The organism is Martinezella lusitana (assembly GCF_010668395.1).
GTDB classification, from domain to species: Bacteria; Pseudomonadota; Alphaproteobacteria; order Rhizobiales; family Rhizobiaceae; genus Rhizobium; species Rhizobium lusitanum_A.
The window spans coordinates 158,701-184,430 of the sequence record NZ_WUEY01000001.1; the positions used below are offsets into that span (position 1 = coordinate 158,701).

Consider the following 25,730-nt stretch of genomic DNA (forward strand, 5'->3'; position numbering starts at 1 on the left):
TCCACCCGGGAAAAGCATGACGTCTAAGTCTTAACAAACAATAGCAAGACGACAGTCATTCGAAGCCGGCGATAACTTACCATCGGAGCTGATATCGTTGTAACATTTATCTATTTTGTGCCTTCAAGGCGCTGCGCATATACTTCTGGAACACCGTCTCGATGATGTCGGGACTGACCGGTTTCAGGATGACGTCATCCATGCCGGCATCCACGCATTCCTTGCGATCCCGCTCGAAAGCCTGGGTCAGAACGCCGACGATCGGTATGTGCGATCCGCTTCCCTTCTCGGCACCGCGGATCAGCCTGGCAGCCTCGAAACCGTTCAGGCCCGGCAGTGAAATGTCCATCAGGATCAGCTCGGGACGATGCTCCTGCCACAGCCTTACGGCTTCGTCGCCACTCGCGGCGATCACGTAGCTGTATCCCAGCCCCTCAAGGATCTGCGAGAAGACGATCTGGTTGATGTCGTTGTCTTCGGCGACCAGGATCTGCGCACGGCGCTCGTCGCCGTTCACGCGCCGCCATTCCGGCGCAAGTCCCGGCTCCATGAACTCGCCAAGCTCGCCGCGAATGTTGCGGTTGAAATGACGCGCGATCAGGAAAGCCAGCTCCGTGGCGAGCTGCGAGCCATCCAGCGACATGGCGGTCAGGTTCTGCCGTTCGGCGAGTTCTATGCCGCGTTTGCCGAGCTGGTTGTCGACGATGACGAGATCGATCTTGACGCCATGCGCGCTCGCCAGGTCCAGAAACGCCGCTTCTTCGTTCTCGTTGTGAACCACACAGGCTTCGAAGCCGTATTTCTCAAGCGTCTTCAGGGCAGCGGTTTCGGCGGCAAAATCGGCCGTGACCACCAGCACCTTGCGGCCGCTGAAATTTTCCGGAACGAAGGTTTCCATGGCGGCCGGGCGGCGCGAGATGGTCTGCAGCGCGGCCACCGGAACATAGGCGCGGCGATAGGAGCGATCGCTGTTTTCCCTGATACTCGATGCGAGCGTGAATTCGTCGAAATCGGCACCGTCCTTCGGCAGGTCCTGCATGGTGCAGACCAGGAAATAACGGCCGGGTTTGCCGATGCGCTGCTTGCGGGTGACGATGTCGCGCTCGACGCCGTCGCGGGCGATCTGACGCTGCCGCGAGATCGACATTTCGCCCGTCTCGATCACATGCCGGTCGCTTTCGTGAAAGCGGTTGGCGAGATCGGTGGAGAAGAGATCGATGCTCTTGCGGCCCCGCACCTCGTCCGCCGCGGTCTGATATTTGTCGCAGAATGCCCTGTTGACGGCGACGTAGACCAGGTTCTGGTCCTTGACGAAAACCGGGAACGGCAGGTTGTCGAGAATATCCTCGGTGAGCTGCACGCGCTCCATGTCGACGCGCCACTGCTCCTCGCGCTTCTTGACCTCGGAAACGTCGGATATGATGCAGAAGCCGATGCCGGACGACAGTCGCCGCTTGATGATCCGCACCCAGCGCTCGTCGCTGAAATGCTCCGTCGTCTCGTATCGCTCGCGCCAATGCGTGGCGATGCGCTGCGATATCCAGTCGTCGCGGTTGGCGGCGGTTTTGCTCGGGCTGCGCTGATAGCGGATGCCCGTATCGAAGACCGCGCCCAGGAAATCGCGCAGGCGGGTCGAGGGTTGCAGGAATTCCGGCTGGATCGGAAAGAAATTCAGAATCTGCCGGCTGGCGAACAGCAGCAGATCGTTCTTGTCATAAGCGAAAAAGGCGCTGGAGAGGCCATCGCAGAAAACGTCGAAGAGCATTGCCTGCAGATTGCCGCCGAAAGGCGCATCAGCGGTCATCATTGCCAAAGCTGCCTTGTCAATCTCGGCAGTCATTCGTTGGATTCCTACACTCAACCTATATTACAGCACGGCAAATCGACAGGGCGGCGTTCGCTCTAGGGTATAAATTTTGGAAATTGCATGCTGGCCTTGGACTTGAAGCAAATGGCACCTGGCTCATGGAAATTGACGGCCACCAACCTGCCATCAAAGAGCCCTCAGCATGCACGAAACGCGCCACCTGCGGTCATTTCAAGTTTCTCTGCCCGCAACCTGTCATCTTTCCCTTAAACATTGATTAAATTTCTTAACAAAGCCTCGGCCGGAAACGGGTGGATGAAGACCGGGCTGCCGCCTTTCCTCTTCCCACACTGCCGCGAATCCACGACAATGGCGCCATGACCATCAAGCTACTCTCCGAAACACTGATCAACCAGATTGCCGCCGGCGAAGTTATCGAACGCCCGGCGAGCGCCGCCAAGGAGCTGATCGAAAACGCGCTGGACGCCGGCGCGACCCGTGTGGAGATCGCGACCGCAGGCGGCGGCAAGGCGCTGCTCAGGGTGACCGACAACGGCTCCGGCATGGAAGAGGCGGATCTCGAGCTTGCGGTCCGGCGCCATTGCACCTCGAAGATCTCCGAGACGCTGGAAGACATCCGCACCCTCGGCTTTCGCGGCGAGGCGCTGCCCTCCATCGGCTCCGTGGCGAAACTTTCCATAGCAAGCCGAAGGGTAGGCGCAACGGGCGGCGCGGAGATCGCTGTTGCCGGCGGCAAGGTTCTGCATCTGCGGCCCGCGGCCGCCAATCCCGGCACGATCGTCGAGGTGCGCGACCTGTTCTTCGCAACACCGGCACGCCTGAAATTCCTGAAGACGGAAAGGGCGGAGGCGGCCGCGATCACCGAAGTCGTCAAGCGCATGGCGATCGCCTTTCCCCGCGTGCGCTTCGTGCTGTCGGGCAGCGACCGCTCGACGCTGGAGTTTCCCGCGACCGGCGACGACCATCTCGCCCGCATGGCGCAGGTGCTCGGCGCCGAATTCAAGGACAACGCCATCGCGCTCGACGCCGTGCGCGAGGATGTGAGCCTTAGCGGCTTTGCCGGCGTGCCGACCTTCAATCGCGGCAACTCCGCCCATCAATATGCCTTCGTCAACGGCCGGCCGGTGCAGGACAAGCTGATCCTCTCGGCCATTCGCGGCGCCTATGCCGAGACCATTCCCGCCGGGCGCTACCCCGTCGCCGTGCTTTCGCTGAGGCTCGATCCCGCGCTGGTCGACGTCAATGTGCATCCCGCGAAATCCGACGTTCGCTTCCGCGATCCGGGGCTGGTTCGCGGCCTGATCGTCGGCGCGGTGCGCGAGGCGCTGGCGCGCGAAGGCGACCGTGCCGCAACGACCGGGGCGGATGGCATGCTGCGCGCCTTCACGGCCGGACGGTCCGGATTCCAGCCGGGTTGGCGCCCCTCGCCCGCGGCCGCTCCCTGGACGCCGGAAACGTCGCCGTCCCGCCCCTATGAAAGACAGGCTGCAGCGGCAGGCTATGGATTTGCCGAGAGGCCGCAGGCCGCCTTCGAAGGGCTGGTCATGCCCACCGCCCGCGCCGAGACAGCGCCACCTGTTGAACCGGTGCGTGCCGAGGAACCGGCGAGGTTTCCGCTGGGTGCCGCCCGCGCGCAACTGCACGAGAACTATATCGTCGCCCAGACCGAGAACGGACTTGTGATCGTCGACCAGCACGCGGCACACGAGCGGCTGGTCTTCGAGGCCATGCGCAAGGCGCTGCATTCGAAGCGCCTGTCGTCGCAGGTGTTGCTCATCCCCGAGATCGTCGACCTGCCCGAGGAGGACTGCGACCGATTGATGGTATTTGCCGAAGAGCTTGGCGAGCTCGGGCTTGCCATCGAGCGTTTCGGCCCGGGTGCCATCGCCGTGCGGGAGACGCCGGCCATGCTCGGCGAGGTCGATGCGCAAGGACTGGTGCGGCAGCTGGCCGACGAGATCGCCGAATGGGATACGGCCTCCGGGCTTGCCGCCAAGCTGGAATATGTGGCCGCGACCATGGCCTGCCACGGCTCGGTGCGGTCCGGCCGGCGTTTGCGGCCGGAAGAGATGAATGCGCTTTTGCGCCAGATGGAGGCGACGCCCGGCTCCGGGCAGTGCAATCATGGCCGGCCGACCTATATAGAGCTGAAACTCTCGGACATCGAGCGGCTGTTCGGGCGCAGTTGAAACGACCGGCTTTATAGGACAATTGAGCGCTCCGCGCATTCCAGCTGGAAGCCGCTGCGCACTTTTCCCGGAAATCCTCTGGAAAAGTCCCGCCTGGCGCGGTATGGCAAACAGGTGATAGAGATCAAGGACGGCGTCAGATGAATCTTTTCGAAGGACATGGAAACCGCGAGGCGAAGATTCGCTATCTCGACGGCGATTTCCAGATCCTGATGCCGGGCTCCTACGTCGTCTGCGCCATGACCGGCAAGCACATTGCCCTCGATGAGCTGCGCTACTGGAGCGTTGCCCGGCAGGAGCCCTATGCCGACGTCATCACCTCGCTCGAGGCCGAGAAGCGCGCCGGCGCGCTTCCCAATCAGAAGCGCTGACGTCTCTCGCTGACCAAGCTGCCAGTATCTTAGACCGCCTTGCCGCTTTGCTTTTCCCGCAAGCGGCGGTCGCGCGCGGCTGCAACCGCCCTGTCGATGATCAATCCCGGCGCCTGTGGATCGTCGAAGACCATATCGATCTCGATCACCCTGCAGCGCCGCAGCAATTCACTGGCGCGGCCATGATGGCCGATCAGGCGCACATAGTCCTTCGATGTCGTGACGATCTCCAGACCTTCGCGCGACGCGATGTCGAGCATGTCTGAGACTTCGTCCTCGCCGGGATGTTCATGGTCTCCGAAGCTGCGGCGTATGGCGATATTCGCGCCGAGCGACTCGACCGTGCGGAAGAATTTGCCGGGATCGGCGATACCGGCGAAGGCAAGCACGCCGCGGCCGCGCAGATCTTCCTGGCCGCGCACTCTGACGCTCGCGGCAAAGAAGGGCTTTCCAGCCCTTGCCGCAAGGCGAACGACGCGATCGGCGGCGTTGCCCTCGCCCACCTTCAACAGAGCCGAGGCATAGAGAAGCTGTGTGCGCAGCGGGGCGCGCACCGGGCCGCCCGGAACGAGATGGCCGTTGCCGATGCCTCTGGTCGCATCGATCACCACCAGAGCGTAATCGATGGCAAGATGGGCGCTCTGGAAGCCGTCATCCATGATGATGAGATCGGCGCCCTCGCGCACCAGCCTTTCCGCACCTTCGGCGCGGCGGCGGGCAATGACCGTCAGCGCCTCACGGGCGAGCAGCAGCGGCTCGTCGCCGACCGCCGTGGCGTGGTGATGCGCGGGATCGACGACCGTAGTCACATCGAGCGAGCCGCCATAGCCGCGGCTCAGAAAACCGGGCTTCAGCCCCTTCGCCTTCGCAGCCTGGGCAAGGGCAAGCGCCGTCGGCGTCTTGCCGGCGCCGCCGACCGTAAAATTGCCGACGCAGATGACCGGCACCGGCACGGAGGCCCGCTTGCCATTCACCATTCGACGCCCGGCAATGCGGCCGTACAGGAAGGAAAAGGGTGAGAGCCCCCAGGCACGCCAATCCGGCTTTCGCCACCAGAAAGGTGGGGCTTCCGATACCATGCGTCTAATCCAGCCCTATACTTGTGCCTGCAACAAGCCGGCAAGAAAGGCCAGATTGCGTGAAAAAGCAAGCCATTGCCAGGGTCAGGCCGATTGCGCCACAGGCATGAGCAGGCTTTCCAGCTCCGTGATGTCGTTGAGGCAATAATCGGAGGCGGCCGTCAGCGTCTCACGCGAGCCGGTGCCTGTCAGCACGCCGACGGTCAGGCCGACGCCGGCGTTGCGCCCCATATGGAGGTCGTGATTGTTGTCGCCGACGACGGCGACCTGTGCGGGCGAAAGACCCGTCGCCGCATAGAAGCCGAGCACCATTCCCGGCTCCGGCTTGGTGCCGAAACCGCTGTCGTAACCGGCGATGTAATCGAGATAGTCGATGAAGCCGAAGCGGCGAGCCGTCTGCCGGATGGAGCGCTCGTTGTCGCTGGAAGCCACGCCCAGCTTGTAGCCCCGCTCGCGCAGGCGCTGGAAGAAGGCGGCAAGATCGGTGACGGGCGAGGAAAAGTCGGCCGCGTGCGCGAAGAGCGCATCGAGTTTTTCCACCAGCTCCGCGACATCCATTTTCGAGCCGGCGGCCACCAGTCCCTCGGAAATCTGCCTGGTATTGCCGGCTGCCAGCAGGCTGTCGGGCACGATATGTCCGGAGACCGGATCCATGCCGCATGCGGAGAGAAGATGATCGGCCAGAAGCGGATCGTCCTTGGCGGCGATCCTTGCAAGCTCGCGATTGACCGGCAGCCAGCTCTGGTCATAGTCGAGCAGCGTGCCGTCCTTGTCGAAAAGAATGCCCGCAATCGCTCCCAGCTTGACCGCCGTCATGCTCTTCCCTTCTTATCCATTCGCCATCGTCTTCGGCATCAGCCGCGCCTTCACCGAAAGCGGGTTGATGTAGGGCTCCAGCCCCTTGACCGTTGCGGCCAGGGCACCGCGCATTTCATGCACGGCAGCAAAGCCGGCATCGATCATGCCGCGCCGAGCCGTGTCGTTGGTCAGCAGATAATGCACGCCGCGCGCCAGCATTTCCGTGTCGCGCACCACGCGGGCGCTGCCACGGCGGGCGAGCAGCTGATAGGAATCGCGGAAGTTCTGGACGTGGCCGCCGGTCAGGATGGCGCAACCGAGCATCGCCGGCTCGAGCGGATTCTGGCCGCCTTCGTTGAACAGCGACTTGCCCATGAAGGCGACTTCGGTCATCCGCAGGTAAAGCCCCATCTCGCCGATCGTATCGCCGAGGAAGACATCGACATCCGGCGAGAGGATATCGTTGCGGGTGCGCCGCGCCACTTTAAGACCCTGTTCGACAAGCATCGCCTCGATCGCGTCGCAGCGCTCGGGATGGCGCGGCACGATGATGGTGAGCTGGCCGTTGTGCTCCTTCAGCATCGAGTGAACGGACGCAGCCGCGCCCTCTTCGCCCTCGAACGTCGAGACCGCGGCCCAGGTCTTGCGGTTGCCGATCTGCTTCATATAGCTCGCAAGCGTCGGCGCATCGTAGGACGGCGCGTCCGTATCGACCTTGAGATTGCCCGATCTGATCACCTGCACCGCGCCGAGATCGCGGAAACGTTCGGCATCGAGATCGGACTGGGCCACGACCAGCGCCAGATTTTCGAACAGCGCTTCGGCAAGCGAGGGATGCCGGCTCCAGCGGGCAAAGGAACGATCCGACATGCGGGCATTGACGAGGATTTGCGGAATGCGACGGCGCCCAAGCTCCAGGATGGTCGTCGGCCAGATCTCGGATTCGGCGAAAATAGCGCAATCGGGCTGCCAGTAGTCGAGGAAGCGCTTGATAGCGGGCTTGAGGTCGAGCGGCACGTATTGATGGATGACCTCTTCGCCGAGGCGCTGCTCCGCGACCTTGGCCGAAGTGATCGTACCCGTCGTCAGGATGACGTGAATGTCACGGCGGCGGATTTCACGGATCAGCGGAATGACTGCCGAGGTCTCGCCCACGCTTGCCGCATGAAACCAGACCAGTGGCCCCTGCGGGCGGTTGGCGCTCGCATAGCCGGAGCGCTCCAGTTTGCGGGAGCCGTCTTCCTTGCCCTTTGCCGCGCGAACCGCGAGATAAGGCCCGATGAAAGGGTAGACGGCGATGCCGCCAAAACGATAGGCGCTCAAGGCAAGACGCGCCCTGAGGCTACTCATTTCGATCGCCTCCCATCCCAGCTGATCATCATCGATGCCAAATCCCGATTTGCAATCGGCCGCATAAACAGCCGAATTTTCGTTCTTATTGTGTCAAAGATACTGCTTCATGGCCGGATTTAAAGCGGTAACGCCTCACCGGATGGAGATATCAAATGCAAAGTTTGGTGCGAGGTGACCTCAGGATGCCGCCTTTTCCTGCGGATCGAGCAAGCGATGCAGGTGGACGATGAAATAACGCATATGAGCATTGTCGACTGTCTGCTGCGCCTTGGATTTCCACGCCGTCAGCGCGCTCGCATAGTCGGGATACATGCCGACGATATCGAGCTCATTGAGATTGCGGAACTGAACTTCTTCGAGGTTTTCCAATTCACCACCGAAGACTAGGTGCAGGAGCTGCTTTTGGCTGCTGGTATTCGTCATTTTCGTCTCTTTCTGCTGTCATCCCCCTCCGCTCTTCATCTGAGGGATTTTGACCAAAAGGTCAACCGTCTCGTCGGTGCGAGAGCTGGCGGAGAAATTCCGGCAATTGCGATGCCGATGCCCCGCAAAGTTCGCCATGGGATACCTCGGCACGATTGTAGCGCAGGGCATCGCCCGAAAGATCCACGAGCGCACCCCCGGCCCGCTCCAGAATGAGATCGGCCGCGGCCAGATCCCAGTCGTGGGAGTTGCGCTTGACAAGCGTTCCCTCCAGCCGGCCATCCGCCACCATGGCAAGGCGATAGGCAAGCGAGGGAACGTGCTTCACCCGCTCGACCGTCTTGCGGAAGTCCGGATCGAAGCCCTTGATCATATCCTCGCCGGTCGCCAGCCGGTGGACATCGTCGCCTACCCGGTGGGAAACGCTGATCGGCTTGCCGTTCTTCAGGGCCTGCCCGCCGGCCGTCGCCACGAACAGCTCGTCCAGCGCCGGCGCGAACAGAACCCCCGCCACGGGCCGCCCGTCGGTGACGACGGCGACGCTCACGCACCACAGATCCGAGCCTGCGAGAAAGCCCCTGGTGCCGTCGATCGGATCGACGACGAAGACCGTCGCCTGCGACAGCCGCGCGGCGTCATCGTCCGTCTCCTCGGAAAGCCAGCCATAATCCGGACGTGCCGAACGCAGGGTGGCGGCAAGACTTTCATTGGCGGCAAAATCGGCGGCGCTGACCGGGGACTGGCCGTTGTTCTTCCACCAGACCTCCGGCGATTGCCGGAAGAAACCGAGAGCGATCCTGCCCGCCTCGAGCGCGGCCTCAACAATCAGGTCCACATCGCTCAATCGGCCGGCCTTGTCGCTATCGATCATTCGCAGGTTCCAATCTCCGCTCGGCTTCAGCGGCCAGCCAGCGTCATGCCTTCGATCGCAAGCGTCGGAGCGGCGACGCCGAAATCGCGATCGATGTCGTTCGCCGGCGTCACGCGCATGAACATCTCCTTCAGATTGGAGGCAATGGTCACCTCCGACACGGGGAAGGTCAATTCGCCGTTCTCGATCCAGAAGCCGGTGGCGCCGCGGCTGTATTCGCCGGTAATCATGTTGACGCCCTGGCCGATCAGCTCGGTGACATAGAAGCCCGTTCCGACGTTGCGGATCAGTTCCTCCGGCGAAATGTCGCCCGGCTCCAGCGCCAGATTGGTCGACGTGGGCGATACCGTGGTGCCGCCGCGCGCGCCGCGGCCGTTGGTCTTCAGGCCGCCGCCGATCTCGCGGGCCGTCGACGTGGAAAGGAACCAGGACTTCAGCACGCCGTCCTCGATCATGACGAGCCGCTTGCCGGACACGCCCTCGCCGTCGAAGGGACGGGAGGAAGGGCCACGCACGATCAGCGGATCGTCTGTTATCGAAAGGCCTGATTTCAGCACCTGCTGGCCCATCTTGTCGCGCAGGAAGCTCGTCTTGCGGGCAACGGAAGCGCCGTTGATCGCCCCGGCAATGTGGCCGACGAAACCGCGCGCGACGCGCGGATCGAAAACGACGGTGACATTCTTGTCCGTGGGGACCTGACGCGGATTGACGCGCTTGACGACTCGCTCACCGGCGCGGCGGCCGATCTCTTCGGCTGCGTCGAGATCGGCGAAATACAGGCGGCTGTCGAAATCATAGTCGCGCTCCATGCCGGTGCCTTCGCCGGCAATGACGCTGACGGAGCGCCCGAAGCGCGAGCCCTTATAGTGGCCGGCAAAACCATGCGACGTGACGAGCACAAGGCCGCCCATGCCGGCGGAAGCGCCCGCGCCGGAGGAATTGGTGACACCGGAAACGGCGAGCGCCGCAGCCTCGGTCGCAAGGGCCGCTTCGCGCAGCTGCTCCGAGGAAACCTCGGTCGGATCGAACAGTTCGAGATCGGGATAGCTCTTGGCCAGATCCGCCTCATCGGCAAGGCAGGCAAAGGGATCTTCCGGCGAAACCTTGGCCATCGCCACCGCGCGCTCGGCAAGAGCGTTCAGATCGAAGCCGGGATTGGCCGAGACGCTCGCCACGCGATTGCCAACGAAGACCCTCAAAGAGAAGTCGTCGCTCTCGGAGGATTCCGTGCCCTCGACCTTGCCGAGGCGGACGCTGACGGATTGGGCTCTCGAGCGCACCACCACGGCATCGGCCGCATCCGCACCGGCTTTCCGGGCGAGATCGATCAATTGGCTGGCACGGGAAAGCAGAGTGGCGGAATCGATTTCTGAGGTCATGACTTGGCCTTTCCTTCGCGTTCCATTTATTGTGCACTACATAAAGCATCAAGGGCGGCAAAGCCGATTCTTGTTCTAATCCCTTCACGCATGGTTGTTTATCATGACCGCGCGCCGCAACACCGCCTGCCCCACGGAAAGAAACAGACGATGTCCGCCCCCAATACGCTTTTCACCGAAACCCTGCTGCTGCTCGGAGGCGCCGTCGTCACGGCGCCGATCTTCAAGAAACTAGGGCTCGGCACAGTGCTCGGTTATCTTGCCGCCGGCGTGGTGATCGGCCCCATACTTCACAGCATCGGCGACAGCGAGGCCGTGCTGGCTGTCGCCGAGCTCGGCGTAGTCTTCCTGCTGTTCATTATCGGCCTGGAATTGAAGCCGACCCGCCTCTGGCAGATGCGGCGCGATATTTTCGGCCTCGGCACGGCGCAGGTCGTCCTGAGCGGGCTTGCGCTGACGGTCGCAGCCTATCTTGGCGGCATTGCCGGCTGGAAGGGCAGCATCATCATCGGCTTCGGCCTGGCGCTTTCCTCGACCGCCTTTGCGATGCAGATCCTCGAGCAGCAGGGCGATGTCAACACGAAGTACGGCCAGCGCTCCTTCTCGATGCTGCTGCTGCAGGATCTCGCCATCGTGCCGCTGCTGGCGCTGATTACGGTCCTCGACGGAGCGAAGGAAACCGCCAATCCGCTGCCGAGCCTTGCGATCGCCGTCGGTGCGGTGGCGGCGATGATTATCGCCGGCCGCTATCTGCTGACGCCACTGTTCCAGGTGATCGCACGCACCGGCGCGCGCGAGGCGATGATTGCCGCCGCCCTCTTCGTCGTCATGGGATCGGCGACGCTGATGCAGCTTGCCGGCCTCTCGATGGCGATGGGCGCCTTTCTTTCCGGCGTGATGCTGGCGGAATCCTCCTACCGTCACGAACTGGAAGCGGATATCGAGCCCTTCCGCGGCGTGCTGCTCGCCATTTTCTTCATCGCCGTCGGCCTGTCGCTGAAACTCGAGGTGATCCTCGACAACTGGGTCATGATCGTGCTCGCCGTCCCGGTGATGATGGTCATCAAGGCAATCGTGATCTATGCGCTTTGCCGCGTGTCGCGCTCATCGCACAATGATGCCGTCCGCATTGCGGGGCTCTTGCCGCAGGGCGGCGAATTCGGCTTCGTGCTCTTTAGCGCCGCCAGCGCCAGCGGCGGCCTGTTTTCCGCCAACACCGCATCGATGCTGATTGCCATCGTGACGCTGTCGATGGCGCTGACACCACTCAGTTCCGCGCTTGCGAAGCGGCTGGTGAAGGGTGACACGCAGGAGGAGCTGGATGAGGATTTCGAGGGCGCCGGCTCCGACGTGCTGATGATCGGCTTTTCGCGTTTCGGCCAGATCGCCGCGCAGATCCTGCTCGCCAGCGGCCGCGACGTCACCGTCATCGACTTCTCCGCCGACCGCATCCGCCAGGCGTCGAGCTTCGGCTTCCGCATCTATTTCGGCGACGGAACCCGCAAGGACGTGCTGCGCTCCGCCGGCATCGATCGCGCCAAGATCGTCGTCGTCAGCACGCATCAGCGTGAGGTGACCGACAAGATCGTCGAGCTCGTGCAGACGGACTATCCGCATGCGCGCATCTTCGTGCGCTCGTACGACCGCATCCACTCGATCGACCTGCGCCGCAAGGGCGTGGACTATGAGCTGCGCGAGACGCTGGAATCCGGTCTGCTGTTCGGCCGCCGCACCTTGGAGGCGCTCGGTGTCGGCGAGGCGCAGGCCTACGAGATCGGCGAGGATATCCGCAAGCGCGACGAGCAGCGGCTGGTGCTGCAGGTGAGCGAAGGGCTGCAGGCCGGCACCGACATGCTCTATTCGCGACCGGTCAAGCCGGAACCGCTGGTCAAGCCGAAGCGATCGGCCGAGACCTACAGCGACGCCGACGATCTCGTTGCCCTGCCGCAGGAAGAGCCGGAGCGGGTATGATCCCGATCGGTCCTACGGCCCGATGCGAAAGCTGCGCGGCTGCTTTCCCGGGATTGTCTAGTTTCTTGCCGTGATGACGCGGTCGAGGGCGAATTTCAGCTCGTCCTTGACGCCTGCCGACATGGCCAGAATGTCGCGCGCCTTGAGGAAATCGAGCACGCCCGTGCGACCGACGGCCGGGCGCAGGAAGATCTGCGGCGCCTGCAGCCGCAGCTTGAGCGCGATGTTGGACTGCATGGTGAGCTGGCCGGCGCCGAACAGGCTCTCGATCCGGTTCGGAATGTGCCGGCCGTCGCCTTCCGGACCACCGACGACATCGATGCCGATGATGACGTCGGCAAGCCCGGCAAGATGTTCGTAGGGAACCGGGTTCATGATGCCGCCGTCGATCATCACGCGATTTCCGAGCTTGACGGGCATGAAGACCGCAGGGATGGCGGCCGATGCGGCGAGCACCGGATAAAGCTCGCCCTTTTCGATCACGACCTCGGCCTGATCGTAGTAGTCGGTCGTCACCACTTTCAGCGGGATATGCAGGTCCGCGAAATTCTCCGGAATGGCCGGCGGCAGGAAGGTGCGCAGGATGCGTTCGAGGTTGAACTGGCCGAAGCGAATGCTGCGCATGCTGACGGGCCGCAAGCTCCAGATCTTGTTGAGGACGGCCGGGCGATTGCCGACTGTCGCGAGCGTGTGGTCGCGAATTTCCGCGCCGCTCATGCCGCCTGCCATGGCCGCGCCCATGATCGAGCCGATCGATGCGCCCGCTATGGCGACCGGGCGGATGCCGAGTTCGTCCAACGCCTCGATGATGTGGATATGGGCGAGACCGCGTGCGCCGCCGCAGCCGAACGCCACCGCGACGCTCGGCATGCCGGAGGCGGCAAGCGGATAGTCGCTGCCGACGAAATCAGCATAGTCGCCCATATACGCCTCTCCGTCCTCCGTCAGGCCGTCCGCGGCTGATAACGGAAGAAATGCATCTTGCTGTCGCCGAAGGTCCGTTCCTCCAGAAACAGGAAATCCGACGGTGCGGCAACGGTTACGTCGGCGCGCTCCTCGATGATCGCCAGGGCACCCGGCACCAGCCAGCCACCGGCAGCGGCGGCGGCAAACGCCTTCTCGCCCAAACCCTTGCCATAGGGCGGATCGGCGAAGAGAAAATCGAAAGGCTCGAGGTTGCCGACACTGCCGAGATCCGTCGCATCCCGCCGCAGCATGCGCGTACGGCCATGCAGGCCGAGCGCATCGATGTTTTCCCAGAGAAGACCCCTGCCCTCGACGCTGCTTTCCACGAACAGCACATGACGGCAGCCGCGCGAGGCCGCCTCCAGCCCGACAGCGCCGGTGCCGGCAAACACGTCCATCATCCGGGTGCCGTCGATGGCTTCCGGATAGGCGTGGCTCAGGATGTTGAACAGGCTCTCGCGCGTGCGATCCGCCGTCGGACGAATATCGTTCGACTTCGGCGTTGCAAGCGAGCGACCGCGAAACTCACCGCCGACGATCCTCACCGCGCGTCAACCCCTGCCGCCCTTGGGGCCGCCCCTGCCGGGACCACCTCGGCCGGAACCGCCGCGCGGACCGCCGGACGGGCGGCCTGCGCCGCCTGGTTTACCGCCGAAGCCACGCGAGCCGCCGGGCTTTCCACCCGGCTTGCCGCCGAAGGATTTGCCGCCGCCCGGCTTCTTGCCGAAGGGCTTGCCGGCCGGACGATCACCAAAGGAACGTTCGCCTTGCGGGCGATCGCCGAAGGGCCGGTCACCACGCGGCGGACGATCACCGAACGGGCGGTCGCCGCGGGGACGCTCCGAGCGCTGTTCGCCATCGAAAGATCTGGCGCGAGGACGCTCGTCCCCTTCGGCGCGGGGCCGACGACCACCGTAGGGACGATCGCCACGGGGCTTGTCACCGAAAGGCCTGTCGCCGCGCGGCGGACGATCGCCGAACGGGCGGTCGCCACGGGGACGTTCGGAACGGGCCTCGCCATCGAAAGACTTGGCGCGAGGGCGATCACCGCCCGCCGGCCGCGCACCGCGGGGCTTATCGCCATAGGGACGATCACCGCGGGGCTTGTCGCCAAAAGGCCGGTCGCCGCGTGGAGGACGATCGCCGAACGGGCGGTCGCCACGGGGGCGATCGGAACGCTTGCGGTCGGTCCCCTGGTCATCGCCGCGTGCCTTGCGCGGTGCTTCCTCGCTCGAACGGATCCATTCGCCATCCGCCTCGTCAACGCGATTGACGCGAACGCGGGGGCCTTCATCAGCACGGTCGAAGCCGCCGCCGCGCTGCGGACGGTCGGTCTCGCCGCGCTTCGTGGCTGTCTTTGCGTTCTTGGCAGCCTTCAGTGCCGCCTTTTCCCCAAGCGGACGGGCGCCGGGCGCCATCCAGACATTGGCGTTGCGGCGCGCGCCGAGCGGCGGGCGCTTCGGCCGGTCATCCTCTTTGCGGCCACCTTCGCGGCGTCCCTCGTCACGACGATCGTCGCGCTTGGTGTCGAGACGGCTCAAGGCGCGCTCGCGCTTGTCCTCGGGGCGCTCCCGGTCGCGCCTCGGGCGCACTTCCTTAGCCACCTGAGCTGGTTTGGCATCCGCCTCTTCGGCGTCGGCAACGGCCGGGGCATTATAGAGCGGTGCATCGAAATTCGCCTTGGCATCTTCGACCAGGCGCGGGCCGAGCTGATCGCGCAGCGTGCGGCCGCGCACTTCCAGTACGTGACCTTCCGGCAGCTCTCCAAGCTGGAACGGGCCGTAGGAGATGCGGATCAGTCGATTGACCTCCAGGCCGAGCGCGCCGAGCACGTTCTTGATTTCGCGGTTCTTGCCCTCGCGCAGGCCCATGGTGATCCAGACGTTGGACCCTTGCGTGCGGTCGAGCGTCGCCTCGATCGAGCCGTAGAGGACGCCGTCGACGGCAATGCCTTCCTTCAGCTTGTCGAGCGCTTCCTGATCGATCTCGCCATGGGCGCGGACGCGATAGCGGCGCAGCCAGCCGGTGGTCGGCAGCTCCAGAACGCGTGCCAGGCCGCCGTCGTTGGTCAGCAGCAGCAAACCTTCGGTGTTGATGTCGAGACGGCCGATCGACATGACGCGCGGCAGCTCTTCCGGCAGATTGTCGAAAACGGTCGGGCGCCCTTCCGGATCGGCATTGGTGGTCACCAGGCCGGCCGGCTTGTGATAGAGCCACATGCGCGTACGCTCGATGCCACGGATCGGCATGCCGTCGACTTCGATCTTGTCGGAAAGGGTCACGTTGACCACGGGCGTATCGAGCAGCACGCCATTCAGCTTGACGCGGCCATCCATGATCATGCGCTCGATATCGCGGCGCGAAGCCACGCCGGCACGCGCCATCACCTTGGAAATGCGCTCGGCCTTTCCATCCTCGACCGCGGATTCCCCCGCAGCTTTGACCGCCGCGGCCTTCGCAGGCTTGGCGTCATCGCGTTTCGTCGTCTGCTTGTCGCGAGCAAAGGGTTTAGACCCAGGCCGCGTGGGCTTGTCATTCATCGTCATTTGTTGTTTGCCTGAATTTTTAACGCGTGTTCCTATCAGGTCACGCCCTTGCGGTTAAGTGGAAATCTCGAATGGCGGCTACAAATCAATTCATGGAGCTTGCTTTGACCGAAGCACGCCGCGCCGGAGAGCGCGGCGAAGTGCCGATCGGCGCCGTTCTCGTGTTCGACGGCAAGGTCATCGCCACGTCAGGCAACCGCACCCGCGAACTCAACGACGTCACTGCCCATGCCGAAATCGTCGCCATCCGCCTGGCCTGCGAGGAACTGGGCCAGGAGCGTCTTGCAGGCGCCGATCTCTACGTCACGCTGGAACCCTGTACCATGTGCGCCGCGGCCATTTCGTTCGCGCGCATCCGCCGTCTCTACTATGGCGCCGAGGATCCGAAAGGCGGCGGTGTCGACAACGGCGTGCGCTTCTATCGTCAACCGACCTGTCATCATGCGCCGGAGGTCTATTCCGGCTTCGGCGAGACCGCATCCGCCGACATCCTCAGAGGCTTCTTTCAAGCGAAACGCTCCGAGGATTGAAAAAGCGGCGGTTGGGACCGCCGCTTCGAAAACTTCTTATTGGAAGGGCTTCCACCAGCTGCTGTTGTTGGACTGCTGCGCAGCCTCCGCATCCTTCTTGCGCTTCTTTTCCTTCTTCGACTCGGGGGTGCCGAGATCGTTCAGGGCGTTCGGATCGGACACCTGGCGATATCCCTGCGGCGGATCGATGAGATAACGGCGCTGGTCGATATAGGTGCCTGCCTGATCCTGGCGCGCGGCGCGATATGCTGCCGTCTGCTGCGCTTCGGTCGTGCGGTTTCTGCTGCTGTCGGCCTGCGCCAGCGGCGAACGATAGTTGACGTCGTTCTTCTTCTGGTCGGCTTCATCGGCGAGGCGCTTGCGCGCGTCTTCCGGCGATTCGAGCCAGGCCGGATTGTCCTTGTTTGCCAGGGACTGCTGCGGCGACGTCAGATTTTCGCGGTCCTTGTCGGCAGGCAAGACGAGGCCCGGACGGCTCGGATACTTCACACCCTTTTCCTTCGGCGTCATGGCCGAAACGGAAGCGATATCGCCAAGGTCATCCAGAAGCTGCACGCCTGCCGTCTTGTCGGTGCCGTAAGTCGGGCTGCTAAGGCAACCGGACATCGCGCCGCAGCCAACCACAAGTGCCGCCAAGCTGACGCCGACACGAACCTTATGCATCGCTCTCATGAATACCCTTCCCAGCCATGCCGGAACAAACGTAACAGGACCCCATTTCACGGCAACTGCCGTAAAAATCAGGCCATTTTCAGGCAGCTTTTACCGGATGAACGCCACAAAGGCAATTCACCCGGTAACTTTCTTCAGTTGACAGCCGTCAGTTCGCGCAATGCGGCTGCATCGCGCGCCGAGACGTCGGGGTATTCCGGATCCGCGCCGACATCGGTCGTGATGCGCCAGGACCGGGCACATTTACGGCCTTCGGCAAGCTTCGGAACCACGCTGACCTTGGCGTCGTCGTCCAGGCGGAAGGCATCGGCAGGGCCTTGCTCGCCCAGAACGGCGATATCGGAGGTGATGCAGATCTCGGCGAGATCCTGTCCTTCGAGCACCTTCAGCAACTCCGGATCGGCGACGTAAACCACCGGCGCGGCCTCGAGCGAGGAGCCGATGCGCTTGTCCTTGCGTTCGATTTCCAGAGCGCCGGTAACGACGCTGCGCACGGAGCGGATCTTCTTCCACTTTTCGGCCAAGGCTTCGTTCTTCCATTCCGTCGGAACGGTGACGAACTGCTCGAGATGAACCGAAACCGCGGACGGATTGCGCGACAGCCATGCCTCTTCCGTGGTGAACGGCAACATCGGCGCCAGCCACGTCACCATGCAATCGAAGATCGAGCGGATGACGGCAAGCGAAGCGCGGCGGCGCAGGCTCGACGGTGCATCGCAATAAAGCGCATCCTTGCGGACGTCGAAGTAGAAGGCCGAAAGCTCGACATTGGCGAAATCGATGAGGGCGCGGGCGATGCGCTTGAAATCGAAGGCGTCGTAGCTTTCGCGCACCAGCTCGTCGAGCTCGGCGAGACGGTGCAGCATGAGCCGCTCCAGCTCCGGCATATCGGCATAGGCGATGACCTCGCCCTTGTCGTGAGCCAGCGTGCCGAGCATCCAGCGGATGGTGTTGCGCAGCTTGCGATAGGCATCGACATTCGTCTGGATGATGGCCTTGCCGAGGCGCTGGTCTTCCCAATAGTCCGTGGTCATGACCCAGAGGCGCAGGATATCGGCGCCGGCGTCCTTCATCACGTCCTGCGGGGCGACGACGTTGCCGAGCGACTTCGACTGCTTGCGGCCCTGCTCGTCCATGGTGAAGCCATGGGTGACGACCGTGTCGTAAGGCGCGCGGCCACGGGTCGCCGCACTTTCGAGCAGCGACGAATGGAACCAGCCGCGATGCTGGTCGGAGCCTTCGAGATAGACGTCGGCCGGCCACTTCAGGTCCGGACGGTCCTCCAGCGTGAAGGAATGGGTCGAACCGGAATCGAACCACACATCGAGAATATCCATGACCTGCGTCCAGGGCTCGTTGGCCTTGTCGCCCAGGAAGCGCTCGCGTGCGCCCTCAGCAAACCAGGCGTCGGCGCCCTCCTGCTCGAAAGCCTCGAGGATGCGGGCGTTCACGCCATCATCCTGCAGGATGTTGCCCTGCTCGTCGACGAAGATGCAGATCGGCACGCCCCAGGCGCGCTGGCGCGAGAGGACCCAATCCGGGCGCTGCTCGATCATGGCGCGCAGGCGGTTCTGGCCGGCAGCAGGCACGAAGCGGGTATTGTCGATCGCCTTCAGGGCGCGAGACCGCAGCGTCGAGCCATCCGCAAAGTCCTTGTCCATGTAGACGAACCATTGCGGCGTGTTGCGGAAGATGACCGGCTTCTTCGAGCGCCAGGAATGCGGATAGGAATGCTTCAGCCTTCCGCGCGCGAACAGCGTGTTCGTCTCGATCAGCGCCTTGATGACGAGGTCGTTGGCGTTGCCCTTCTTGCCGTTGTCGTCCATGACGCGGCCACCTTCGAAACCGGGGGCATCGGCGGTGTAGAAGCCGGCGTCGTCGACCGGGAACGGGATGGTCGACGAGATTCCGCGCGTTTCGAGCGCGCGGGCATGCGACATCCAGGCGTCAAAGTCCTCGCGGCCGTGGCTGGGCGCGGTGTGCACGAAGCCCGTACCGGCGTCGTCGGTGACGTGATCGCCATCGAGCAGCGGCACCTTGAAGCCGTAGCCGAGCGAAGCCAGCGGATGGGCGCAGGTGAGCGCGGCCAGATCATCGGACGTAACGTCGCCAAGGCGCTTGTACTGCAGCTTCGCCTTGGCGAAGGATTCTTCCGCAAGCTTGTCGGCGAAGATCAGCTTTTCGCCGGGGCGCGGGCCGAAATCGTTGGCGGCTTCCGTCACTTCGTAAAGGCCATAGGCGACGCGCGACGAATAGGCGATCGCGCGGTTGCCGGGGATCGTCCAGGGCGTCGTCGTCCAGATGACGACAAAGGTTCCGGCCAATGCAGCCGGACCTTCGGAGACCGGGAACTTCACCCAGATCATGTCGCTCTCGACATCGGCATATTCGACTTCGGCTTCGGCGAGCGCCGTGCGCTCGACCACCGACCACATGACCGGCTTGGAGCCGCGGTAGAGCTGGCCGGTGCGGGCGATCTTCAACAGCTCGCCGGCGATGCGGGATTCCGCATGGAAGTTCATCGTCAGATAGGGATTGTCGAAATCGCCGGTGATGCCGAGGCGCTTGAATTCCTCGGACTGGATCTTGATCCAGCCGGCGGCAAAGTCGCGGCATTCCTGGCGAAACTCGTTCACCGGAACCTCGTCCTTGTTCTTGCCCTTCTCGCGGTATTTTTCCTCGATCTTCCATTCGATCGGCAGGCCGTGGCAGTCCCAGCCCGGAACGTAGTTGCTGTCATAGCCGCGCATCTGGAACGAGCGGGTGATGACGTCCTTGAGGATCTTGTTGAGGGCATGGCCGATGTGGATGTGGCCGTTGGCGTAGGGAGGGCCGTCATGCAGCACGAACTTGTCGCGGCCGGCGGCGGAGGCGCGCAGCTTCTTGTAGAGATCCATCTCCTGCCAGCGGCTCACCAGCTCCGGCTCCTTCTGCGGCAACCCGGCGCGCATCGGGAAATCGGTTTCCGGCAGGTAAAGGGTCTTGGAGTAGTCCATCTTTTCAGCGGTATCGGTCATAGTTCTGACAATTGCCTCGGTGTCTCGGGCGTCTTGCGCCGAAGGGGCGCAGCCATATGGGGATTTTTCGGCGGCGGAAAGCGCCTCGGGAACGGGCGCCAAAAACCCGGACCTTCCGGCAGCTTACAGCGCGCGGAAGGCCGGGCCAATAATTCGTATCGATGGGCTCAGCCGAAATTGGGTCATGGTCGCCGGTTCATAGGCGTTTTTTCCAAGGAAAGGAAGAGGAAACAATCCCGGCAAGGCACAGAAAAGCCGCGGACGTTTCCATCCGCGGCCAAAGGTGTTCGGCGGGATCAGGTCCTGGCGACGGCTCTGGCGGGCACCACCAGATTGACGACGACGGCGACGACGATATTGGCGATCAGGGCCAATATGCCGATGTAGACCGTGAACGGCGCACCGCCCAGGCTGATCGCGTGCAACGGCTTCAGCCCATTGAGCCAGACCAGATAGGTGCCGCCGAAGAAGCCGACGATCCAGCCCGCCAGCAGGCCCGGCGCCTTGAACCAGTTGGAATAAAGGCCGAAGACCAGCGCCGGCAGCGTCTGCAGGATCCAGATGCCGCCGAGCAGCTGCAGATCGAGCGCGAACTGCGTCGGCAACAGGATGATGACCAGCAGCGCGCCGATCTTGACGACCAGAGACGTCCTCTTGGCCACCTTGTATTCACCTTCGTCGGTGACGTTCGGATTGACGTAGGCCTTCCAGAAGTTGCGGGTGAAGAGATTGGCGGCGCCAATGCTCATCACCGCCGCCGGAACCAGCGCGCCGATGGCGATCGCGGCAAAGGCGAAGCCGGCAAACCAGCTCGGGAACAAGGTCTGGAACAGGGCCGGCACCACGTCGTTGGCGCTGTCGAGCTTCAGATGGGCGGCATGGCCCATATAGCCGAGCAGGGCCAGAAGACCGAGCAGCAGCGTATAGGCCGGCAGCAGAATGGCGTTCTTGCGGATGGTGTTGCCGCTGCTGGAGGCGAAGATGCCGGTCAGCGTATGCGGATACATGAAGGCGGCCAGCGCCGAGCCGAGCGCCAGCGTCGCATAGGCGACATACTGATTGCCGGCAAGCACCAGGCTTCCCGCTCCCTTGGCCTGGAAATCCGCATCGGCCGCGGCAAAGACGTTGGCATAGCCGCCGAGCTTCGTCGGAATGAGGGCAATGGCGGCAATCACCACGATATAGATCATGATGTCCTTGACGAAGGCGATCAGAGCCGGAGCGCGCAGACCGGCCGAGTAGGTATAGAGCGCCAGGATGATGAAGGCGACCGCCAGCGGCAGCTCCCCATGCAGGCCGAGGGACTTGAAAACGGCCGTCATGCCGACGAGCTGGAGCGCGATATAGGGCATGGTGGCGATGACGCCGGTCAGCGCGATCGCCAGTTCCAGCGCGCGGGAACCATACTGGCCATGCACGACGTCGGCCGCGGTCACGTAGCCATTCTCCTTCGCCCGCTTCCAGAGCACCGGCATGACCATGAAGACGAAGGGATAGACCACGATCGTATAGGGCAGCGCGAAGAATCCATAGGCGCCGACCGTATAGACCAGAGCCGGCACGGCGATCACGGTATAGGCTGTGTAGAAATCGCCGCCGACGAGGAACCAGGTGATCCAGGTGCCGAACTTGCGGCCGCCAAGGCCCCATTCGTCGATATGGGCGAGGTTTTCCGGCCTGCGCCAGCGCGCGGCGACGAACCCCATCACCGTGACGAGGGCAAAGAAGAAGATGAAAATGGCAAGGGCTGTCGGATCGATCTCAGTCGTCATGGCGCATGCTCCGATAGGCGATCCACGTCAGGATGGCTGTGATCGGCACCCAGGCCAGCTGATACCAGTAGAAGAATGGAAATCCGAGCAAGACCGGATCGTGGCTGTTATAAAAGGGGACCCAAAGCAAACCAATATAAGGAATGACGAGCAGCCAGCAGGCCGCCGTTCCGAAACGTTTATCCATCTCGTGCGCCTTTCGGAAAGCGGGCGCGGCGACTCGCGCCCTGCAATATGAGCATTGCAGCATCCTTCTACCCGCTCAAGGCAAAAAGATACTGCACTGCCGCAATCCCTGCGCGCAGTCCGGCTGATAAAATCAGGTGAAGGCGATGACGCGGTCGAGCTCGTCGAGCGGCTGGACGCCGGCGAGCAGCGCGCGCGCCTCATCCTCGTCCTTGCGGATCTGCGCAACCAGCGGATCGAGACCATCGAACTTCAGTTCGGGGCGGAGATAGCCGAAGAAGGAAACCGAACAGATCTGGCCATAGAGATCGCCGCTGAAATCGAAGACGAAGGTCTCGAGCAGCGGGGCTCCATTGTCGGTCACCGTCGGACGACGGCCGTAGCTGGCAACCGCGTCCCGGATGGCACCATCGGCCGTGCGGAAGCGCACGGCATAGATGCCGGCCCTCAGCGATATTTCCGGCGGAAGCTGCATGTTTGCCGTGGGGAAGCCGAGCGTGCGGCCGAGTTTCTCGCCGCCGATGACCGGAGCCTGAACGGTATAGCGATAGCCGAGCAGGCCGGCGGCCTGCGCCACCTCGCCTTCAGCCAGCAGCGAGCGGATACGGCTCGACGAGATGACCTCGGTGTTTTCGTCGCGGAAGGCATCGATCAGCGTTACGCCGAAGCCATTGTGGCTGCCGGCATTCATGAGGAAGGCCGGGCCGCCCTGGCGATCGTGACCGAAATGGAAATCGAAGCCGGTGACGACTTCGGAGGCATGCAGCCAGTCGATCAGGATCGAATGGACGAATTCATCCGCCGAACGCTGCGAGAAGGCGCGGTCAAAGGGATATTCGATGACGGCGTTGAAACCGAGCGCTTCCAGCAAGCGTGCGCGCAGCGGCGCGGGAGTGAGGCGGAAGACCGGTTGATCCGGCTTGAATACGGTGCGCGGATGCGGCTCGAAGGTCAGCACCAGAGCGGGAACGCCGCGCTCCCTGGCGATCTCCAATGCGCGCTTCAATACGGACTGATGGCCGCGATGCACGCCGTCGAAATTGCCGATGGCGACCACGCCGCCCTTCAGGGCATCGGGAAGCGGTTCGCGGGTTTCGTTGCGATGGAAAACGGTCATCGTCTACCACTCTCCTCAGACAAGGCGGGGCATCCACCACTTCGGCGAAGCCTGCTCGCGTGCCAGGAAGGCGCCGAGCGCGGCTTCATCCGTATGCCCTTCGACGACATATTCGCGAGCGTGGATGCCATGGCTGATATAAAGAAGATCGAGACCATAATCGAGCGCACCGCGCACATCGGTCGGCATGCCGTCGCCGATCGCCACCACGCGCGACAGGGGAAATTCGCTCTTCACCTCGCGCGCTGCGGCAAGTGCGGCATCATAGATCGGCTGGTGCGGCTTGCCGGCGATGCGCGTCTGACCGCCGAGGCGTTCGTAATAGCCGGCCATGGCGCCGGCGCAGGGGATCATGCGATGGCCGCGCTCGACCACGAGATCGGGATTGGCGCAGATCAGCGGCACGTTGCGGGCCGACCAGGCTGTCAGCATATCGGTATAGTCTTCGGGCGTTTCGGTCTCGTCATCGAAGAAGCCGGTGCAGACGATGCTTTCCGCCTCGCCGGCTTCTACACGCTGCACGTCGAGCCCCTCGAGGATGCCGATGTCGCGCTCCGGGCCGAGCAGGAAGACCTTCTTCGGCCCCTCGGCGATCAGCCTGCGCGTCACATCGCCCGAGGTGATGATGCGATCATAGACGCTATCGGGAACTCCGATCGCCCGCAGCTGCTCGACAACCTTCGGCGCGACGCGCGGGGAGTTGGTGATGAGGACGACGGCCACGCCTTCGGCGCGGGCCGCTTCAAGGGCGATCGAGGCTTCCTCATAGGCAGTGACGCCGTTGTGAAGCACGCCCCAGACGTCGCAGAGCGCCACATCATAAAGTCCGCCGATCTCGCGAAAGCTTTCGATCCGTTTGCCCATGCCGTCCTCGCATCAAATAAATCACGGGCTGACATCGCAAACCGGCCGGCAAATTACAAGAGCGGCGGCCAAGGTTTTTGCGGCGCACAAGGCTCAACCGGCAAGTCGCAGCAACGAGCCGACGGCGGCAGATACGGCGAGCACGGTGGCAACGCCGGCGCGCTGGCGAAAGACGAGCACCGCCGCCAGCAGGAAGAGCAGGAAGGCCGAGACGTCGAGGCTGCTCCAGTCCGGCCACGCCATGCCGGCGATCGGCAAATCGACGAATTCGCCGCCTTGCAACCCGACACGACGGCTCAGCAGCACCAGCCGCTCGACATTCGCGAACAGCACATGCAGCCCGAACCAGATCGACAGATTGGCCATGACGCCGACGATGGCTGCGGTGATGGCGGCGAGCGCCGAGGAAAGTCCGGCGTGGCCACGCAGCCTTTCGATGTAGGGCGCACCGGCGAAGATAAACAGGAAGCTCGGTACGAAGGTTGCCCATGCCGCCAGGCTTGCCCCGACAAAGCCGCCAAACAGCGGAGCGAAACCGAACGGATTTCGGAAGCCCGCCATGAAACCGACGAAGCACAGGACCAGAACGAGCGGTCCGGGCGTCGTCTCGGCAAGCGCGAGGCCATCCAGCATCTCGCCCGGCTTCAGCCATGCATAGTGCTGCACCGCCGTCTGCGCCACATAGGCGAGAACGGCATAGGCGCCGCCGAAGGTCACGACAGCCATGCGCGAGAAGAAGGAGAAGATGGCGCCGAACACGCTCGCCTGCCCGCTGAGCGTTTCCGCCACGATATCCGGCGGACCGCGCAAGCCATGCACCAACAGCAACGGCGCCTGCCAGATGAGTATCCAGCCCAGGATCGTCAGAACGGACCTGCGAAGCCGAGGGCTCGCGAGCCAGCCGAAACGAAGCTCCGATGCGGGCTGGAGCGACAATCGCGGCCGCCATCGCTCCCGGTGCCATGCCCGATGGAGAACCTGCACGTAGCCCGCCAGACCGGCCAGCAAGACGACCAGCGGGAACGGCAGGTCGAAAACGAAGAGACAAACGAAGCTGGCGATCGCCATCCCTATGTGAAACCGGCTCTTGAGCGCGCGATTGCTCAACCGGATCAAAGCCTGAAGCACAATCGCCAGCACACCCGCCTTGATGCCGAAGAAGACGGTGGCGAGCAGGCCGGTATCATGGAAAAGCGCATAGAAGGCGGAAAGCGCGAGAATGACGGCGAAGCCCGGCAGGATGAAGAGCAGACCAGCGATCAATCCGCCGCGCCAGCCATGCAGCAGCCAGCCTATATAGGTCGCGAGCTGCTGCGCTTCGGGACCGGGCAGAAGCATGCAATAGCTCAAGGCATGGAGAAAACGCTCTTCGTCGACCCAGCGCTTCTCCTCCACGATCATCCGATGCATGAGAGCGATCTGCCCGGCCGGGCCGCCGAAGCTCAGCAAGCCTATCCTGGTCCAGACACCCGTGGCTTCGGAAAGCGACGGTTTTCCGGCAAGATCGAAGGCCGAAACGGAACCGTCCTGCCCGTTTCCTTCCTCTGCGATCCGCAAAGCTGCCACTCCCCATGCTCGTCGGCGGATCGCGCCGGACATAATCTTGTCGCTTCCCTGCTCTAAGCCAGCTGCGAGCGATATCGGCCGACGATATGCCCAGGCTAGGCCCGCGGCCATTAATCATCTGCGAAACAAGCGGATGGGCGCCGCAAAAAATTCACAGTGCCGTCCTTGACTCGTCCTGAAGCCACCCCTAAATCACGGTCGCTGGCACTCGCCGAGGCTGAGTGCTAACAAT

Annotated in this window: 21 protein-coding genes; 4 read left to right on the forward strand and 17 right to left on the reverse strand. The window is 63.2% G+C overall.

Annotated features, from left to right (window positions below):
• Positions 1 to 106 precede the first annotated feature (106 nt).
• Positions 107 to 1,840: a response regulator gene (locus tag GR212_RS00800; RefSeq protein ID WP_163984563.1), complete on the reverse strand. Its 1,734-nt coding sequence runs from the start codon at positions 1,838 to 1,840 to the stop codon at positions 107 to 109.
• A gap of 344 nt (positions 1,841 to 2,184) precedes the next feature.
• On the opposite strand from GR212_RS00800, the gene mutL reads away from it, so the two are divergent.
• Together mutL and GR212_RS00810 are read left to right on the forward strand one after the other, a co-directional pair.
• Entirely contained in the window at positions 2,185 to 4,017 is a 1,833-nt protein-coding gene (gene mutL / locus GR212_RS00805; protein WP_163984564.1) for a DNA mismatch repair endonuclease MutL, read from the forward strand.
• A 140-nt stretch (positions 4,018 to 4,157) separates the two neighbouring features.
• A complete protein-coding gene (locus GR212_RS00810) occupies positions 4,158 to 4,388 on the forward strand; it encodes a DUF2093 domain-containing protein (RefSeq protein ID WP_015338954.1) in 231 nt (76 codons plus the stop codon).
• Positions 4,389 to 4,417: 29 nt separating this feature from the next.
• On the opposite strand, the gene lpxK is transcribed toward GR212_RS00810, so the two are convergent.
• The 6 genes from lpxK to GR212_RS00840 all read right to left on the reverse strand — a co-directional run bounded on the left by lpxK (position 4,418) and on the right by GR212_RS00840 (position 10,291).
• Positions 4,418 to 5,467, reverse strand: coding sequence for a tetraacyldisaccharide 4'-kinase (gene lpxK / locus GR212_RS00815; protein ID WP_163984565.1), 1,050 nt, complete (start codon positions 5,465 to 5,467; stop codon positions 4,418 to 4,420).
• An 84-nt stretch (positions 5,468 to 5,551) separates the two neighbouring features.
• On the reverse strand, positions 5,552 to 6,283 hold the full coding sequence (locus tag GR212_RS00820; protein ID WP_163984566.1) for an HAD family hydrolase: 732 nt from the start codon (positions 6,281 to 6,283) through the stop codon (positions 5,552 to 5,554).
• Between the two features lie 12 nt (positions 6,284 to 6,295).
• A complete protein-coding gene (gene waaA, locus GR212_RS00825; protein ID WP_163984567.1) occupies positions 6,296 to 7,615 on the reverse strand; it encodes a lipid IV(A) 3-deoxy-D-manno-octulosonic acid transferase in 1,320 nt (439 codons plus the stop codon).
• 180 nt (positions 7,616 to 7,795) lie between these two features.
• Positions 7,796 to 8,041: a DUF4170 domain-containing protein gene (locus GR212_RS00830; protein WP_163984568.1), complete on the reverse strand. Its 246-nt coding sequence runs from the start codon at positions 8,039 to 8,041 to the stop codon at positions 7,796 to 7,798.
• A 61-nt stretch (positions 8,042 to 8,102) separates the two neighbouring features.
• On the reverse strand, positions 8,103 to 8,912 hold the full coding sequence (locus tag GR212_RS00835) for a 3'(2'),5'-bisphosphate nucleotidase CysQ (protein ID WP_163984569.1): 810 nt from the start codon (positions 8,910 to 8,912) through the stop codon (positions 8,103 to 8,105).
• A 26-nt stretch (positions 8,913 to 8,938) separates the two neighbouring features.
• A complete protein-coding gene (locus tag GR212_RS00840; protein WP_163984570.1) occupies positions 8,939 to 10,291 on the reverse strand; it encodes a TldD/PmbA family protein in 1,353 nt (450 codons plus the stop codon).
• Positions 10,292 to 10,441: 150 nt separating this feature from the next.
• Here GR212_RS00840 and GR212_RS00845 point away from each other — a divergent pair, with 150 nt between their 5' ends.
• Positions 10,442 to 12,262, forward strand: coding sequence for a monovalent cation:proton antiporter-2 (CPA2) family protein (locus GR212_RS00845; RefSeq protein WP_163984571.1), 1,821 nt, complete (start codon positions 10,442 to 10,444; stop codon positions 12,260 to 12,262).
• A 57-nt stretch (positions 12,263 to 12,319) separates the two neighbouring features.
• On the opposite strand, the gene GR212_RS00850 is transcribed toward GR212_RS00845, so the two are convergent.
• From GR212_RS00850 to GR212_RS00860, 3 genes are read right to left on the reverse strand one after another with little or no spacing between them, the layout of a single operon-like run.
• Positions 12,320 to 13,186, reverse strand: a complete 867-nt coding sequence (locus tag GR212_RS00850) for a patatin-like phospholipase family protein (protein WP_163984572.1) — start codon at positions 13,184 to 13,186, stop codon at positions 12,320 to 12,322.
• A 20-nt stretch (positions 13,187 to 13,206) separates the two neighbouring features.
• Positions 13,207 to 13,773, reverse strand: a complete 567-nt coding sequence (gene rsmD / locus GR212_RS00855; protein ID WP_163984573.1) for a 16S rRNA (guanine(966)-N(2))-methyltransferase RsmD — start codon at positions 13,771 to 13,773, stop codon at positions 13,207 to 13,209.
• A 6-nt stretch (positions 13,774 to 13,779) separates the two neighbouring features.
• The gene (locus tag GR212_RS00860) at positions 13,780 to 15,774 is read right to left on the reverse strand and encodes a pseudouridine synthase (protein WP_163984574.1); all 1,995 of its coding nucleotides are present in this window, start codon (positions 15,772 to 15,774) and stop codon (positions 13,780 to 13,782) included.
• Positions 15,775 to 15,845: 71 nt separating this feature from the next.
• Here GR212_RS00860 and GR212_RS00865 point away from each other — a divergent pair, with 71 nt between their 5' ends.
• Complete coding sequence (locus GR212_RS00865) at positions 15,846 to 16,304, forward strand: nucleoside deaminase (RefSeq protein ID WP_163984575.1); 459 nt, start codon at positions 15,846 to 15,848, stop codon at positions 16,302 to 16,304.
• A 36-nt stretch (positions 16,305 to 16,340) separates the two neighbouring features.
• Here the strand turns inward: GR212_RS00865 and GR212_RS00870 are convergent, their stop codons facing one another.
• From GR212_RS00870 to chrA, 7 genes are all read right to left on the reverse strand, one after another.
• Positions 16,341 to 16,976 (reverse strand): hypothetical protein, encoded by a 636-nt coding sequence (locus tag GR212_RS00870; protein ID WP_163984576.1) that lies wholly within the window; start codon positions 16,974 to 16,976, stop codon positions 16,341 to 16,343.
• Between the two features lie 134 nt (positions 16,977 to 17,110).
• Entirely contained in the window at positions 17,111 to 19,993 is a 2,883-nt protein-coding gene (gene ileS, locus GR212_RS00875; protein WP_163984577.1) for an isoleucine--tRNA ligase, read from the reverse strand.
• Positions 19,994 to 20,289: 296 nt separating this feature from the next.
• On the reverse strand, positions 20,290 to 21,765 hold the full coding sequence (gene mctP, locus GR212_RS00880; protein WP_163984578.1) for a monocarboxylate uptake permease MctP: 1,476 nt from the start codon (positions 21,763 to 21,765) through the stop codon (positions 20,290 to 20,292).
• Positions 21,755 to 21,952, reverse strand: a complete 198-nt coding sequence (locus GR212_RS00885; RefSeq protein WP_047627888.1) for a DUF3311 domain-containing protein — start codon at positions 21,950 to 21,952, stop codon at positions 21,755 to 21,757. The genes mctP and GR212_RS00885 overlap by 11 nt, the downstream gene beginning before the upstream one ends.
• Before the next feature lie 132 nt (positions 21,953 to 22,084).
• Entirely contained in the window at positions 22,085 to 23,068 is a 984-nt protein-coding gene (locus tag GR212_RS00890; protein ID WP_163984579.1) for a bifunctional riboflavin kinase/FAD synthetase, read from the reverse strand.
• Between the two features lie 15 nt (positions 23,069 to 23,083).
• The gene (locus GR212_RS00895; protein WP_163984580.1) at positions 23,084 to 23,932 is read right to left on the reverse strand and encodes a TIGR01459 family HAD-type hydrolase; all 849 of its coding nucleotides are present in this window, start codon (positions 23,930 to 23,932) and stop codon (positions 23,084 to 23,086) included.
• Positions 23,933 to 24,025: 93 nt separating this feature from the next.
• A complete protein-coding gene (gene chrA, locus GR212_RS00900; protein WP_348643434.1) occupies positions 24,026 to 25,483 on the reverse strand; it encodes a chromate efflux transporter in 1,458 nt (485 codons plus the stop codon).
• Positions 25,484 to 25,730 lie beyond the last annotated feature (247 nt).

What these genes read in the sequence shown, in the direction of transcription:
- GR212_RS00800 (WP_163984563.1), bottom strand. Translation starts at nt 1,840, where the DNA reads ATGACTGCCGAGATTGACAAGGCAGCTTTGGCAATGATGACCGCTGAT.
- mutL (WP_163984564.1), top strand. Translation starts at nt 2,185, where the DNA reads ATGACCATCAAGCTACTCTCCGAAACACTGATCAACCAGATTGCCGCC.
- GR212_RS00810 (WP_015338954.1), top strand. Translation starts at nt 4,158, where the DNA reads ATGAATCTTTTCGAAGGACATGGAAACCGCGAGGCGAAGATTCGCTAT.
- lpxK (WP_163984565.1), bottom strand. Translation starts at nt 5,467, where the DNA reads ATGGTATCGGAAGCCCCACCTTTCTGGTGGCGAAAGCCGGATTGGCGT.
- GR212_RS00820 (WP_163984566.1), bottom strand. Translation starts at nt 6,283, where the DNA reads ATGACGGCGGTCAAGCTGGGAGCGATTGCGGGCATTCTTTTCGACAAG.
- waaA (WP_163984567.1), bottom strand. Translation starts at nt 7,615, where the DNA reads ATGAGTAGCCTCAGGGCGCGTCTTGCCTTGAGCGCCTATCGTTTTGGC.
- GR212_RS00830 (WP_163984568.1), bottom strand. Translation starts at nt 8,041, where the DNA reads ATGACGAATACCAGCAGCCAAAAGCAGCTCCTGCACCTAGTCTTCGGT.
- GR212_RS00835 (WP_163984569.1), bottom strand. Translation starts at nt 8,912, where the DNA reads ATGATCGATAGCGACAAGGCCGGCCGATTGAGCGATGTGGACCTGATT.
- GR212_RS00840 (WP_163984570.1), bottom strand. Translation starts at nt 10,291, where the DNA reads ATGACCTCAGAAATCGATTCCGCCACTCTGCTTTCCCGTGCCAGCCAA.
- GR212_RS00845 (WP_163984571.1), top strand. Translation starts at nt 10,442, where the DNA reads ATGTCCGCCCCCAATACGCTTTTCACCGAAACCCTGCTGCTGCTCGGA.
- GR212_RS00850 (WP_163984572.1), bottom strand. Translation starts at nt 13,186, where the DNA reads ATGGGCGACTATGCTGATTTCGTCGGCAGCGACTATCCGCTTGCCGCC.
- GR212_RS00860 (WP_163984574.1), bottom strand. Translation starts at nt 15,774, where the DNA reads ATGACGATGAATGACAAGCCCACGCGGCCTGGGTCTAAACCCTTTGCT.
- GR212_RS00865 (WP_163984575.1), top strand. Translation starts at nt 15,846, where the DNA reads ATGGCGGCTACAAATCAATTCATGGAGCTTGCTTTGACCGAAGCACGC.
- GR212_RS00870 (WP_163984576.1), bottom strand. Translation starts at nt 16,976, where the DNA reads ATGAGAGCGATGCATAAGGTTCGTGTCGGCGTCAGCTTGGCGGCACTT.
- ileS (WP_163984577.1), bottom strand. Translation starts at nt 19,993, where the DNA reads ATGACCGATACCGCTGAAAAGATGGACTACTCCAAGACCCTTTACCTG.
- mctP (WP_163984578.1), bottom strand. Translation starts at nt 21,765, where the DNA reads ATGACGACTGAGATCGATCCGACAGCCCTTGCCATTTTCATCTTCTTC.
- GR212_RS00885 (WP_047627888.1), bottom strand. Translation starts at nt 21,952, where the DNA reads ATGGATAAACGTTTCGGAACGGCGGCCTGCTGGCTGCTCGTCATTCCT.
- GR212_RS00890 (WP_163984579.1), bottom strand. Translation starts at nt 23,068, where the DNA reads ATGACCGTTTTCCATCGCAACGAAACCCGCGAACCGCTTCCCGATGCC.
- GR212_RS00895 (WP_163984580.1), bottom strand. Translation starts at nt 23,932, where the DNA reads ATGGGCAAACGGATCGAAAGCTTTCGCGAGATCGGCGGACTTTATGAT.